The following is a 15093-nucleotide window of genomic DNA, read 5'->3' as shown; positions in this document are numbered from 1 at the left end:
TTATGCTTCGTTATACGTGCCTGCCCGCAGCTCCTTCGGATAGCGGAAGCTTACCTCTGCCCCGAGCTGCCTCTGCCCATCAATGACCAAGCCGCTGCCGTACAAATTAACCAGCCTCTGATGAATGTTGCTCAAGCCTACACGGCCTGTCCCTTTGTCCGAGAGCACCTGCGATAATCGTTCTGGAGTAAAGCCTACACCATCGTCCTCTACAAGAACCATAATACAGTTGTCTATTTCAGAAATTTTCAGCTTAATCGTGCCGCCTTCTTCTTTTTTCATGACGCCGTGATTAACTGCATTTTCCACTATTGGCTGAATGGTCAGCGGAGGAATAAGCGCAAGCGCATCGCAGCTAATTTCGTATTCAATTTTCAGCCTTTCATCAAAACGCGCTTTTTCCAGCGTCAAATATGACTTGACCAGTTCCAGCTCGCGCTCGATCGTCGTCATTTTGTCGCGATTATGGAAATCAAAGCTGCTGCGCAAAAACTGGCTTAATTCAATGAGCAGCTCCATCGCTTTATACGGATCTACCGGACAAATAGCTATAATCGTATTCAAGGCATTGTATAAAAAATGGGGCTTGATTTGCGCCTGCAAAAACGCCATTTCCGCCTGTACGGCCAGCTTAACTGACTTGCGCAGTGCCAGCAGCGTCTGAACGCGGGCACGCAGCTCGCCGGCATCAACGGGCTTGCCTATATAATCGTTGACCCCTGCCTCAAAGCCGAGCTTAATGTCCTCCGGCTTCGTTCTGGCCGTGAGCAGCAGCACCGGAAGCTCCGACAGCAGGAAGCGTTCGCGAATTTTGCGGCAAAGCTCAATACCCGACATTTTCGGCATCATCCAATCCGTAATGACCAAATCGTAACTGGCCGGAGCAGCAAACGCCTCTTCCAGCGCTTCATCTCCACTTCTTACCGCCGTTACCTCGCAGCGCTCAATGGAAAGCAAATTAATGAGCACCTGCAAATTAATCGGATCATCGTCAACGACGAGCACGCGGAATTCAGCTGCTGGCGGCGGCACATTCAGCATAGCGGTAAGCTCGATTGCGGCGGCCTGCTCCTGGTAGGCGATATCAGCTTCGTCTATTTGCTGGCCTTGGGCGATCGGAATGGTAAAGCTGAACGTTGTCCCTTGTCCCGCAATAGAATGGACGCTGATGGTTCCACCACCCAGCTCCACAAGCTGCTTTGTAATACGCAGTCCGAAGCCCGAGCCTTGAAAGATCGCCTGCCCCGCCTTTGCTTTTCGTTCAGATAAAAAAATCGTTTCGAGCTGCTCGGGTGGCATACCGATACCCGTATCCGCAATGTCCACCCTCACCTTATTTCCTTGCGTCACCGCACTGATGGTTATTTTCCCCTGAATGGTCGCCTTTGCCGCATTGCCAAGCAAATTGTACAATATTTGCCGCAGCCGATCTTCATCCGCATCAAGCAAAGGCAAATTGGCAGGCAGCCGCTGTTGTATCTGAACTTGTTTGTCGATGAGCAAATGCTCCACAACCTCTACAACCGCATGAAGCACGGGCTGAAAATAAATCTTTCGCTTCGCAAGCTTCATTACACCGCCCCGCAGCTCAGCAAACTCCAAAATATCCTGAATAAGGGCGGACAGCTGCTTTCCGGTCGAAACAATCATTGATAAATGCTCCGCCTGCTTCGTATTGTTGAGCGGTCCGGCAGCGCCTTCCAGCATGGAGGCTGCCATATTAATAATGCCATGCAGCGGCGTCCTCAGCTCGTGCGAGGTCATCGTCATAAATTCATCCTTGAGCCCATCAAGCGTCAGCAGCTTCTCCGACAGCTGCTCCACCTCGCGGATCGATTTTGTAAAGCGTTTCGCGAACAAGCCCGCATGGGCGAACACAAACAGCAGCATTTCGAAAGAAATCAACATTGCGCTTTCCATAAATCCGTATGCCCGCATCATGGAAGCCAGCATCATCATGACGATGCTCTGAAGACTCAAAAACCAGTAAGGGTCCGCATACACCTTGCGTCCGACACCCCGGATAATAACATAAATATAATAAACAATCATCACAAGGCCTTGAGCCATAATTAAAATTTCCAGCTTCGAAATAAATAACGGCGTTGCCACGAGCTCCAGCACAATCGTAAATCCCGCAAACCATTTTAAAAACCGCATCACTTTGGAATGCACGATGCCTGGCAGCATTTCATTCACGATGCATAATAAAAAATAATACACAAACACCGATGAGATGGGCTGCAGCTTCAGCACGAAGGAATAAGGCAGATCAGGCAACAGCTGGACAATGATTCGTTCCCCTTGAGTCATCATAAAAATCATTGACGAGAGGCAAAAAAGCCCGAGAAACATCAGCCCCCTCTCTTGCCTTCTAAGCACGTATAACAGCAGGCAAAAGAGGCCAGGGATTAGAAATCCGGAAATAATCAACGCCCCACGTAAAATATCCATTTCCCGGTTTTTAATAATCGTATGCTGATCTCCGAAGGTAATGGAATAAATGATGCCGCCTGTAGCATAGCTGTAATTGGCTACCTGCACAATAAGCTCGACCGAATCGCCCGCAACGGTGCCAAGAGCAATATAAGGCACATTGTTTTGAACGCCATCGTATTCATTGGCAGCTGGGGCACCGCTGGCACCAATCATTTGATTGTTTAAATAAATGCGATTGGCCATGCGAATGTTCGAGGTGTAGATTCCATATATTTCGCGCAAATGGCTGGGGAGCTGAATTTTCAAACGATAAGTGCCGTAGCCAATGCCCGCCCTGCTGCCTTCTCCAGACAAATAAGCATTCCATTTCCCCGGTACATTCACCAGCTTGCTCGGTAGAGCCTGCTCCGCTGGCAGCTGGCTAGCAATCGCAAAATCTTTCGGCGTCAGCAGCTGGTTCGGATAAAACTCCCACTCGCCATCCAGCTTGACTGCCCCATTTTCTACAAAACTCCAATTACTCAAGTCCAATACGCCATTTACAGCACGTACATCCTGTTTATCCGCCAGCTTAAGGAACATAAGCACAAAAATCGTGCCCGTAATTCCTAAAATCATCAGGAACATGCCGATGTTCTTTCGATTAAGCATTCATAGTCTCTCCCCGCAGCGTTACGATGCCTCTTATGTATCGTCTATACAATATAAAAGCCTGCTGAGTCGTACTCACCAGGCACTGCTTATTCGTGCAAGCTATCGTTTTCGTTTCTATCTCCTATTATAACTTCTATTCTGAACCTTTTCTGAACATATTTCGAAGAAAAAATAGAAAAGAAAGAGCCGTCATTACGACGGCTCTTCCCCCCATACGAGCACCCCGCTGCGATACAAGGTGACACGGCTGGCATCGGCAAAAGCTGTATTCGCCGCATTATACGAATAGTCATTGGTCTCATCATAGTTGGTCCAGCTATTTTTATGGATGCGGTTCTGCATTTCGCCGGTATGGCCGCCGCCAGCTGAAATATTCCCAGCTCCCGTACCAAAGCTGATTTCCAAATAAGTGTCGGCATTTGCGCTCGTCTTGCCTGACGCGGCAATGCTGCCACTAAGATTGGAGCAGCCTACGGTTGCATAGTCACAATCGAAAATTTGCGGCTGCGAGCCATCTGCCGAATACCAATAACGAATAGTGAGCTCATGAAGCGGCACCGCTGATGTACCCGAATTGATGATGCGGAATTGCGGCTTTAATTGATTGTCCAGAGCGGCAGAATCGCCGTTCTTGTATTGGACCTTAAGCTCGCTTGGGCCTGTATTCGGGAGGGCTGGCGTTGCACTTGCCTGCAAGGAATTTACCGATTCGCCCACGGTGTTCACCGCGCTAACGGCATAATAATAAGTCGTCCCATTGACCAGCCCCGTGTTCACATAGCTGGTGCTGCTTGTCGTGCCTACTGTGGCAAAGGGGCCCGCACTTGAAGCTGCGCGCTTAATGTTGTAGCTGGTCGCTCCGCTGACCGCCTGCCAGGACAGCGCCGCCTGGCTATTGCCTGCCGTAGCTGTTACGCCTTGCGGCGCTGCCGGCACTGTCGGTATCGGCCCAGTACCCCCGCCCGATTTGGCATTCATCACATTTGCGTGATTAGTCAGCAGCGTAGCCGTCGCGCTTGGATATATGATGCGGAAGCCGTCATAATCGGGATACAGCGTATTATCATCCTGAATGCCTGTTAAAATCCAAAACTGGCTGCCCGCACCGCCATATTGCTCAACCGCACCGAGCCAAGCAGCATAAACCTGATTGCGGGTCGCTTGATTTTGATAGCCGAATTCCTCCAGCACGACTGGCTTCTGCGCCGCATTGCCGTCCTCGATATGGTCGATAATCCACTGCGTGCCCCACTGCGCTGTACGGTTCCAATGATCCGGATATAGGTGAAACGTGCCGTAATCAATATTCGGCAGCGCAATCAGCCTTTCCCAATCAACGCCTTCCCCGCCGCCATACATCCAATCCGAATGCCCCGGAATGTTATAAAAGCCTTCATCCCCTACAGCGACCAAATGATTCGCATCGAGCGATTTGACGTAGGTGCTCATCTCATCCGCCCAATTAACAAGCTTGTTGCCCGTTGTGTCGGATTGGGCCCGCGGCTCATTCGCCAGCTCCCATGCCATAATGGCAGGATCATCTTTATATTTAACGCCTGTGTACGTATTCACCCGGTTGAGCATGTAGTTTACATAGTTTTTATAAGCTTGTTTAATAGAAGCATTCGTATAAAAAGCATCATGCGAGCCAGCATTAAACCATGCAACATACTGATTCATGCCGCCAAAATCATCCCAGTTGTTTACGAATGGAATAACCAGCTTAACGCCCGACTGTCCAGCCTTATAAATCGCATAATCCAGCTTGGTAAATCCCAATTCGTCATATACGCCGGGAGTCGGCTGCAGGACGGCATTATCCTGCGGCTGTCCATTATGGAAGCCCCAAATTCGGATCACCTTGAGATTCATCGCCACCATGTCCGCAAACACGTCATCGACCATTTTTTGCGACTTATAGTGGAAATAATAGTTGTTCGTTCCGGCAAAATAAAAGTCCTCGCCGTCCAGCTGAAACTTGCTTCCTGATGTCGTAACGAAAGCATTGCTATCTGCGGCGCTGGCCTTCATATCGGCTGTCATCCACCCGCAAACGATAGCTAGCAACAGTGAAAAAATCATGAACCGTTTGAGCTGCTGCTTCATGCGTAATAGCCTCCTTTTCGTTTTTTTATCTGCAATGGAAACGCTTACTTAAATTATCAAGCAAGGAGCCGCCTCGAAACTAGTCGAATCGTTACCTCTTTAATATCACTTTGGTGACCAAAAACGACGGCAGCGCCAGCATAAAAGGCCCATGCACCTTACAAACTGGTGCATGAGCCTTTTACTCTTTTTTAAATTAAGATGGCTCTACGCCCCATTGCAGGCTGCCCGCTGCATAGCCGGTTGTTTTGTTCCAGTCTACATAGCTTGTCGCGCTGGAATTGAACGAATAATCGCCTGTTTGTGTATAGTTGCTCCAATTGTCCTTCGAAATCCGCGTTTGCAGCTCGATGCTTTGGCCTGCTGCCACTGAGCCCGCAGCGCTGGCAAAGCTAATTTCTACATAATAGTCTGCTCCCGTTACGGCCGTCGGCAGCTTGACGAAGGAAGCGAGAACGTTGGCGCTGCCAACGGTCGACCAGTCGCACCAGAAGCTTTGGGCTTGCTCGCCGTCAATCGTGTAATAATAACGGAGCTTTACATCAGCCAGATTGAGTGAACTTGTGCCTGTGTTCACCAGTTTGATTTTTGGACTTAGCGTGTTTGTCGTTGCCGCTGTACCGCCGTTAAACAGCTGCACTTTAAAGCTGCCTGCTGGGGACGGTGTTGGCGTTGACGTCGGCGTCGGCGTCGGTGTCACTGTTGGTGTTGGCGTCGCTGTTGGTGTCGCTGTCGGCGTTGGTGTTGGCGTTGGTGTCACTGTTGGTGTTGGTGTAGCTGTCGGCGTAGGTGTTGGCGTTGGACCATTCACCGTATCGCCGTAGACAATACCACGGCCATTCGTGCCGATATATACGCGTCCGAAGATGCGCGGATCGCCCGTGATCGTTTCGCCAGTAAACGCATATTGATGCTGGTCATCATTAATTCTCACCCAATTTGCCCCGCCATTATCGGAGCGGAAAAATCCTCTGACCTGATCGATTTGCGCGGATACATAAAGTGCAGGATACGTCTGGCCCGGCGCTGCCATACCGAAGCCAACTACATCTGCTTCCTCGACGTTGCTAAGCTTCGTAAACGATGCGCCCGAGTTCGTCGAATGCCACAATCCATACACGCCGCTGTCCTCGTTGCCGCCAGCCAGCCAAATATCGCCTTCCACGCCTGGAAGCGCTTTAAATTTCATATTGCCTTCAGCTGGAAGCCCTGCTGCTGCCGACATCGTGAACGTCGCGCCGCCGTCGGTGCTGACATAGAACTTGCCTGCCGCTGCCGCATAAAATTTGTTTTTGTTGACGCGGTCTGAAACCACTCTCGCACCGGCTGGAACGCCTGTGCTTGCTGTCCATGAGTTACCGGTCGTTTTGGAATAATAAACGCCGACATCAGAGGTGCTCCATACGAGCGAGCTGTTATCAGCCGCAACGGCTATAAAACCGCCGCCCGTTGTATTGGATGGCTCTGCATTCGGGCTATACCAGTTCGTTCCGCCATCGTAGGACAGAGCAATCGATTTTTCATTAGGATATTTCGCCTTATCTGCATTTCCAACGCGCGCAATGAATCCAGGGTTTAGTTCAGCGAAGTCTATGCTCGTGGAGCTGCTTGGACTGATGAACATTTTTGCAGGTGCCGCCGTTAAATCATTATGTCGGTAGCCTGATACATCAAGCATGGCGCTTAACAGGTGAGCGCCAGTCGGCGGGCTAATCAATTCTTTGATTGACGTTTCCTCAATGCCCTTGGCCATAACAGACAATGCCACTTTGCCGCCGCTATCCCAAGCCGTCAAGTTCGTCGTGCCGTACACCGTAGCGCCTGTGCCATATAGCATGCGGTCAGAGTTGAAAGGATCAATTTCAATATCGCCAATCATCCAGCCAAGCTTAGGCGATACCTCCGGCGGCGCAGAACTTACGCCCCAATCGAGCCATGGAGCAGCCGAAATATCCTGCGTGTAGGAGAAAGTGCGGTTCGGGTAAGAGCCATACTGCCAAATCGGCTTCCACGTTGCGCCGCTATCCGTACTGCGATAAAGGTTGGCGTCCGGGTACCATGAATTTAGCGTTGCGACGATCAGCGTGCCAGGTTGTTGGGCATCAACCGCAAGGCCGCCATAGCCGAAATAATTATCCGCGCTGCTTGAAGGGACTGGGCTAATGTTCGTCCATACGCCAGTGGCTGTATTCAACCTCCAAACATCGCCCTTCGAACCGTTATATGGACCTGTGCCGTTGCTATATGTAACATACAGCTGTCCATTTGAATCCAGCTCGCCATGATGCGGCAAATAGCCCGTCGGCTGTCCTGCCACGGCAGACCAGGTTGTGCCGCCATTCGTACTGCGGTAAATGCTGCTCGCTGTATCTGCTACACCGACATAAATCGTTTGCGTCGCCGTTCCAGGCGAGCCCGTCGATTCGTCAAACGTAATCCAGGCGAGCCCCATTTTATCCGCCAAATAAGGATACGTCGGGTCCTCCACAAAATTGCCCGGATTCGGGAATGCCGTTACTTTGCTCCACGTTACGCCATAGTCGGTACTTTTCCACAGGCCGTTGCCGCTGCGTGCGCCAAAATACAAAATATTGTTTTTATTCGGGTCTACCATCAGCCGCTCGCCCATGGATCGCCCTGGCATATTGCCGCCAACCTTGAAAGGCAGCTGCGTTTCCTGCCAAGTGTCTCCTTTATCCGTGGAACGCATAATATAGCCGTTATGCGGGTCCCATTCATTCGTATAGGAGCCAGCCGCAATATACAGGCGATTCGGATCAATCGGATCGGTTGCCAGCGCATCCACGCCGGTCTTATTCCACTCATCCCAGCTCACGTGGTCCAGCAGCGCCTTCCAGCTGCCAGTTGCTGCGTTGTAACGATAAGCACCGCCCACATCCGTACGGGCATACAGCAGCCCAGGCTCTTTTTTATTAAAAACAAATCCCGGAACGAAACCTCCGCCCCCGCCAGTCACTACATTTTTCCACGTGTACGCTTCACTTGGTGCCGCTTGCGCCTCTAGCGGGTTGCCGATTATTACGGTGCCGGCGACAACTGTGATCGCTAGGGCCAGCGTGCCCAGCTTGCGCATTGAATGTTTGATCAAATGAATACCCTCCTCAATTGGAATGATATAACGCAAACACCTAAAATATAAATATGGATGAGCACCCACTCTCTCCCAAATGTATACGCTTTCATTTTAGCACATAAATTTTAAGCCAAGCACTATATAAAATGGATATATTTTCATATGAAAATCAGTTATTTGAAACTCGCCGCACGCAAAAAAAGCTCTGAACCCGGGCGCTCTAGCCAGCTGCAATAGCCTTTGAGTCGCTTCGTCCTGGTTCAGAGCAGTGCATAATTCCCTTTTGGTTATGGCCGAATAATGCGTTGTTCCTTCGCCGCTTTTATCCACATCGGGAACTCATTCAGCAGCTGATCATACAAATTCTCATCCGACACGGCCGCAATATCGTCCAAATGGAAGAAGCTCGCATTATCTACGATTCGCCCCTCCATCGTATCCAGCCGCTTTAATACTTCGAAATTGGAGTTTCCGATGCCGACAAACTGCCAGAAAATCGGCTGCACCGCCGAATGGGTAATCGTATGCTTAATCGACTTGACTACCCCGCCATCGTTAATAAAAATAATGAACACAGGTGTAGGATCATTTTCCTCTACCGTATATTTGCGAATGACATCCTCCATCACCGGAGGCTCATTATTGCGTCCAAACTTATGAATAAGGTCATTGTTTAAAATATTTTTATCGACATATTGGCCAAAATCGCGCTCCGTTACCGACGGCAAACGGCTGTATTCATTATCGTATACCCACACGTCGAGCGTGCCGTTATCATCGAACTTGCTGGCAACGGCCAAAATCCGCTCCACGACTTCCTGAACGGTGCCGTTTTTATACAGCGTCTGCATAGACCCGGAAATATCCAGCACGATGCCTACTCTGGCCACGACGTTCGTCAGCTGCTTTTTCTCCAGTGTGTATTGCACGAGCTTTTTGCGGAAATCAATTTTGCTAAGGGAGGCGGTTTGTACAGGTGCTTCCAATGTCGCCGACGCAGCTGCCTCTGCCCGAGCTTGGTCATGAGCTAGAGCTTGGGATGACTCATTCTCGCCCGCCGACGCATTTCCTTCCAGCTCCAGCCCATAATTCAAGCATAATGCAGCAAGTCCGCCGTAAAACCCGCTGCCAATCGCGCTAAACTTCCACTCGCCATTGTGACGATACAGCTCCCCAGCTACGACCGCCGTCTCCTTCACCAAATCCGCACCGTATTCGTAGCGCAGCAGCTCTTCCCCCGTGTCCAGGTTAACCAGCCGCACATAAAGCCCCGTTACATCCTGAAAAGCATGTCCGAGCTGCTCGCCATCATAGATCGTCACCGTAAAGGCCGCTTTCGCTATTTGCTCTGGCAGGCGCCCAAGCACTAGCTCGATTCCTTCTTGATCGCCCGCTTCCATGCCATGCTGCTGGCTGCTTGATTTATGCTCGGCCGCGCCATTCGCCGCCAATGGATTGCCATAAAAAATAAAATCCTCATCCCGCTCACAGCGGCCGCGCTCTGACAGCAGAAACGCCGCAGCATCGATGCCAAGCTCGCTTTTTCCAGCTATCCAGCCAAACTGCACAGCCAGCTTGCCGAAGCTTTTCCCCTTGGTCACGTCCGCTTTTTGCCCTTTCAGCAATGGCATATATGTATCTTCCTCTCGCCTATTAGATTGGTAAATAAGATCATCTATACCGATTATAGCAAATAGGGCGGGCGAATGGAGAGAAAAAGCCTCTTTCCCCGCACGCCATCGGCATGCTCGAAAAAGAAGCTTTATCTCGTCTCTATGTGATTTTCGCTTGCGCTATCATTGCCTCATGAATTTATTTACGATTCCATAATAAACCGGTTCCACTTTTGCTGCCACGCTATATCGTCCCAGAACGGATGATGGGGCGCGCAATTGGAGCAGAGCACCATCCCCCAGAAGCCCAGCTTCATCCCTTTGCGAATCGCATATTCGGCAATAAATTTGCCGATCGGCCCTTCCTCAAAGCCCGCATGCAGCGGCGTGTAGCCCACATAACCTTCGCCAATGACAATAGGCAGCTCCGTTTGCCCCGCCCATTCATGCAGCTCCTCAAAACGAAAATCCGCCTTCTGGAGCATCGCCAGCTTGTGGCTGCCATAATGGTCGTACAAATACAAATCCCATTGATCCGGATCAGCCCAATCATGCAGATAAAGCAGCTTCATGCCGACCGGATTGCCCTGCATCCGCCATTCCTGCCCTGCCGGAAGCTGCCAGCTCTCGAACGGCGGCGCGTCCTCCCGCAGCAGCGATTGCACCAGCTCATTTGGAAACGGCACCGCTTCATTGTCGATGCCTGCCTGATCCATCAGCTCCTGCAGCACGCCTTTAATGTACAGATGAAAATGGGCCACCTGCATATTTCGCGCCACATAAGCTTTCGGGTAAGCCTCATTCAGCGTATAGCTTGCCGTCATTAACAGCTCAGGATGCTGCTCGCGCAAAAACGCAACCGCTTCTTCGATGTAGGGCTGCATAATTTGCACAAGGCCCGGCGTATTGGAGCCAGCAACGCCCTGCTCAGTTGCAATGTCGGTCAATTGTCCAAATTCGACCTCATTATGCAGCTCGGCATAAGCGATTTGCTCGCCATAGCCCGCTGCCTTCACATATGAAATGAGCTGATCCATCGACTTCGCCAGTGCCATAAACCGCTGGTCCGGCGGAATATCCGCCAGCAAATCGCGCAAATAGGGCTCCGCCAGAAAGCTCGGACTTTGCTGGTATTCCCACGAGGAAAGAATAATATAGCAGTTGTGAGCCTTCGCTTGCTTGAATAGCTCCAATAGCTGCGCATGCCCGTCCAGCTCTGCTCCGCCTTTGCAATTGTACCAGCGCGTCCGCTGCCCCACCTCGCCCAAATTGCCGAAGCGCAGCGGTCCAGGGCGAACGCCCGATTCCGTAAACAGCATGAGTGGCATTGCACAAATGCGAATCGTATTGTAGCCCCGCTCTACCGCTTCTTTATATCTTGCAGCTAAATCGCTGTAAGGCTCCCCCGGCGTCGTCATCGTATACCAAGAGAAATCCCACATTGTAATTGTCAGTTTACGGGGCAGCTGCCTGCTCGCTGTGCTCATATGGCCACCTTTTCTGTCCTCTATGGATAGGGTGATCATCTCATCATCCGCTACCACACTAGGTTGTGCAGAGAACGCTTTTTCTTTATGGTACATGGTTCACACCAGCAGGCGCCATGAACAATGTACGGATGCTGATGGAACATATTCGGATTTACCGAGTGATGTACCGAGTAAGCTTGGCAAGTCTAATCTGATCAGAACTTATTTAATTTCCCTCATCGCCAGCTGGCATAAACAGCTCGACGAAGCGTTCAGCCGCAACCGACAGCTTTCTGTCCTGACGTACGGCAAGTCCGATGCTGCGCGGTGGAAGCGGGTCTTCTACTAATAATTCAAACAACATGCCATTATTTAATTCTTCCTGCACAAAAGAACGGCTAATGAAGGCGGCCCCGTAACCGAGCCTGGCGAACTGGGCGAGCAAATCAATGCTGCCAAGCTCGATATCCGGCTTTACCACCTGTCCCTTGCCCGCAAACCATTGTTCAATAAACTCCCTCGTGCTGCTGCCCGGAGATAATAACAGGAGCGGCAGCTCAGCCAGCTGCTGCATCGACAAAGCTCCATTCGCTGCCGAACGGCGGGCTAGCTCCGCATAAGCCTCCCCAACTACAAAACAATCCTCCAGCACCGCAAGCGTCTGAATATTCAGCTGTGAATCGTTTATGGGCAGATGGATGATGGCACAATCGATTTCGCCTTCCCTTAAGCGCTGCGTAATATCAGGCGTTTTCCCATGCGAAAGCCGGATTCGAATACCCGGATAATCGCGATGAAAGGTATTTAATTGCGGCAGCAAAAGATGCTTAATCAGCGAATCGCTCGCCCCGATGCGAATTTCACCCTCGTTCAGCAGCTTCATATTTTGCAAATGCTTTTGCGCAGAATCCAGCATGGAAAAGGATTGCTCTACATAGCCCAGCAGAGCTTGCCCTTCTTCGGTAAGCTCGACACCCTTCGACAGCCGATGAAAAAGCTTGAGCTGCAAAGCCTCCTCCATCTGCTTAATCGCATAGCTGACCGATGGCTGCGTAATATGCAGCTCCTGCGCCGCTCTTGTTAAATTTTTGCAGCGTGCTGTATGCAGAAAAATGCGATACCATTCCAGATTGAACATTTGGTATAGACCACCTCTATATCATTTTTGATAAAATCCAATTTCACTTATTTCATTTTCTTCATTATAATCGGGTTTAGACAAGAAAACAAAAGAGGTGGAAATATGGACGGATTCCAGCCCGATCTAGCTGCACGCTCCCCATGGTCGGCCCATAGCGATAAACAGCAGGTGACCCTGAATCCTCCAAGCGGAGCATTGGAAGGAACGGTGCGCATACCGGGAAGCAAAAGCTTAACTAACCGTGCCCTCATTATAGCCGCGCTTGCCGTAGGAAAATCGCAAATTGACGGTTTATTATTAAGCGATGATTCCTACTGGTGCATTGCCGCATTAAAGCAGCTCGGAGTAAAGATCACTATCGAAGGAGACACCGCTTATGTGGATGGCTGCGGAGGAAACTGGCCTATCTCATCTGGCGAGCTGTACGTCGGAGCTGCCGGCACGATTGCGCGTTTTTTGCCCGGAGCTTTAGCCATTGGAGACGGCGTTTGGGCGATCAAAGGCACTAGACGGTTGCACGAGCGGCCGCTGGCTCCCTTGCTGGATGCACTGACGCATTTAGGAGCAGCGTTTGAATACGAGCAAGCCGAGCGTTCACTCCCCTTCGTCCTTCGGGCAAACGGATTGCAGGGCGGGACGGTGCTGCTGCCTGGCTCTACATCAAGTCAATTCATAAGCGGTTTGCTGTTAGCCGCCCCTTATGCGAAAGCTCCGATTACAGTGCGCATAGATGGGGAAGTCGTGCAAAAAGATTATGTCGAAATGACCCTTGCGATGATGGCTTTGTTTGGTGCAGCACCTGTTGCATCTCTGGACACAGACGCCCCCTGCATTACGATACCTACGGGAAAATATGAAGCGCGCTCCGTCCTTCTGGAGCCTGATGTATCGACCTGCTGTTATTTCTGGGCTCTCGCCGCGCTTTCCGCAGGGCGCATAAGAACGGAAGGCATTGACGCCAGCCGTACAAGCCAGCCAGATATTGCAATGCTCGGCGTGCTGGAGCAGATGGGTTGTACGATTGTCCGCGGCGCAAGCTTTATTGAAGTCCAAGGACCAGAGCGTTTGAAGGGCGGCTTTACCGTCAGCATGCAAAAATGGTCGGATCAAACGCTGACGCTCGCTGTCCTTGCTATTTTTACAGATGGCCCCATTACACTTAAAGATGCCGCTCATATTAGACATCACGAATGTGACCGGATAGCTGCTATTTGCACGGAATTGGGTAAACTAGGCATTCGCGTATTGGAATATGAAGATGGCCTAACCGTTTTTCCCGGCAAGCCGCAAGCCGCTTTATTAAATAGCCATGATGACCATCGCATGGCTATGGCCCTTTCCTTAATGGCTTCGAAAGTTTCTAATCTACAAATTTCCGATCCGGGCTGTGTCTCCAAAACAAACCCGAATTATTTTGAGCAATTGGCTGCACTAGGCTTTCAAATAAACGAATAGACGCAGAGGATGATCCATTATGGCAGGAAACACATTCGGAGAAGCTTTTAAAATCACAACCTTTGGCGAGTCCCATGGCGAGGCGGTTGGTGTCATTGTCGATGGCGTAACGCCGGGCATCGAACTTGATGAAGCCTACATTCAGCGGCAAATGGACCGGCGCAAGCCCGGGCAATCGTCCGTCACTTCCCCGCGCAAGGAATATGATATCGTTCATATTTTGTCGGGCATGTTCGAGGGAAAAACGACTGGAACGCCGCTCTTCGTTATTTTGCATAATCAGGATATGAGGCCGGATGCGTATAGCGATATCCAGCATTCCTTTCGCCCGGGCCATGCCGATTTCACTTATTTGCAAAAGTATGGCATTCGCGATCACAGAGGAAGTGGACGGGCTTCTGGCAGAGAAACGGCGGGAAGAGTAGCGGGCGGCGCCATTGCCCGCAAGCTGCTGGAGCAAAGGGGCGTGCAGGTGCTTGCCTATACGCAGGCTATCGGAGGCATTGAATGCGAAACCTTCGATGAGAGCATCATAGAACAAAATGCCGTGCGTGCCTGTGACGCCACCGCCGGAGCGAAAATGATCAGCAAGATTGAACAGCTCGCAGCCATTGGCGACAGCTGCGGCGGCATTGTAGAATGCCGGATTCGTGGCGTAGTGCCTGGTCTTGGAGAGCCGGTATTTGACAAATTGGATGCGGAGCTTGCGAAAGCGATGCTATCGATTGGCGCCGTGAAAGGCATTGAATTTGGCGCTGGCTTCGCTGCCGCCTCCATGCTCGGCAGCGAGCATAATGACGGGATGAGCGGCGACGGATTTCTCAGCAATCATTCGGGCGGCATCATAGGGGGCATCAGCACGGGACAGGATATTATTTTTCGTATAAGCGTTAAGCCGACCTCCTCCATTTCGGTCCCGCAGCAAACGGTCAACATTCACGGCGAGGAGCAGGAAATTAGAACCGAGGGGCGGCACGACCCTTGCATTTGTCCGAGAATTGTCCCCGTTGTGGAAGCGATGGTCTGCCTCGTATTAGAGGATCAGTACAAGCGGCAAGCCGCCATGCTAGGGTAGAACTTAACTGAAAAATAACAAGGGACTGCTTCAAGGCTTCTACAGCC

The 15093-nt window shown here is 50.9% G+C and carries 8 protein-coding genes and 2 pseudogenes; 2 read left to right on the top strand and 8 right to left on the bottom strand.

The annotated features are described in order from the left end of the window. From AC50X8_RS30810 to AC50X8_RS30775, 8 genes and pseudogenes are all read right to left on the bottom strand, one after another. A complete protein-coding gene (locus AC50X8_RS30810) occupies nucleotides 1–3090 on the bottom strand; it encodes a hybrid sensor histidine kinase/response regulator (RefSeq protein ID WP_494883404.1) in 3090 nt (1029 codons plus the stop codon). Between the two features lie 195 nt (nucleotides 3091–3285). Further along, nucleotides 3286–4071, bottom strand: coding sequence for a cellulose binding domain-containing protein (locus AC50X8_RS30805; RefSeq protein WP_494883428.1), 786 nt, complete (start codon nucleotides 4069–4071; stop codon nucleotides 3286–3288). Continuing rightward, nucleotides 4057–5199 (bottom strand): annotated as a pseudogene (locus AC50X8_RS30800) (glycoside hydrolase 5 family protein); the annotation flags it as partial. The pseudogene AC50X8_RS30800 and the gene AC50X8_RS30805, both read right to left, overlap by 15 nt. A 196-nt stretch (nucleotides 5200–5395) precedes the next feature. Beyond that, nucleotides 5396–8293, bottom strand: coding sequence for a cellulose binding domain-containing protein (locus AC50X8_RS30795; RefSeq protein WP_494883426.1), 2898 nt, complete (start codon nucleotides 8291–8293; stop codon nucleotides 5396–5398). Nucleotides 8294–8580: 287 nt separating this feature from the next. After that, nucleotides 8581–9243, bottom strand: coding sequence for a vWA domain-containing protein (locus AC50X8_RS30790; protein WP_494862337.1), 663 nt, complete (start codon nucleotides 9241–9243; stop codon nucleotides 8581–8583). A 147-nt stretch (nucleotides 9244–9390) separates the two neighbouring features. After that, nucleotides 9391–9924, bottom strand: a pseudogene (locus tag AC50X8_RS30785) (TerD family protein); the annotation flags it as partial. 185 nt (nucleotides 9925–10109) lie between these two features. Beyond that, nucleotides 10110–11393: a cellulase-like family protein gene (locus AC50X8_RS30780; protein WP_056037449.1), complete on the bottom strand. Its 1284-nt coding sequence runs from the start codon at nucleotides 11391–11393 to the stop codon at nucleotides 10110–10112. A 208-nt stretch (nucleotides 11394–11601) separates the two neighbouring features. Continuing rightward, nucleotides 11602–12513: a LysR family transcriptional regulator gene (locus AC50X8_RS30775; protein ID WP_056037452.1), complete on the bottom strand. Its 912-nt coding sequence runs from the start codon at nucleotides 12511–12513 to the stop codon at nucleotides 11602–11604. Nucleotides 12514–12618: 105 nt separating this feature from the next. Here AC50X8_RS30775 and aroA point away from each other — a divergent pair, with 105 nt between their 5' ends. Further along, the gene (aroA, locus tag AC50X8_RS30770; RefSeq protein WP_056037455.1) at nucleotides 12619–13971 is read left to right on the top strand and encodes a 3-phosphoshikimate 1-carboxyvinyltransferase; all 1353 of its coding nucleotides are present in this window, start codon (nucleotides 12619–12621) and stop codon (nucleotides 13969–13971) included. 19 nt (nucleotides 13972–13990) lie between these two features. After that, nucleotides 13991–15046 (top strand): chorismate synthase, encoded by a 1056-nt coding sequence (gene aroC, locus AC50X8_RS30765; protein ID WP_056037458.1) that lies wholly within the window; start codon nucleotides 13991–13993, stop codon nucleotides 15044–15046. The last annotated feature ends 47 nt before the right edge of the window (nucleotides 15047–15093 follow it).

The organism is Paenibacillus sp. JT22N15 (assembly GCF_059383755.1).
The sequence above is the reverse complement of the archived record's forward strand: the minus strand, read 5'-3'. Positions and strand labels throughout refer to the sequence as shown.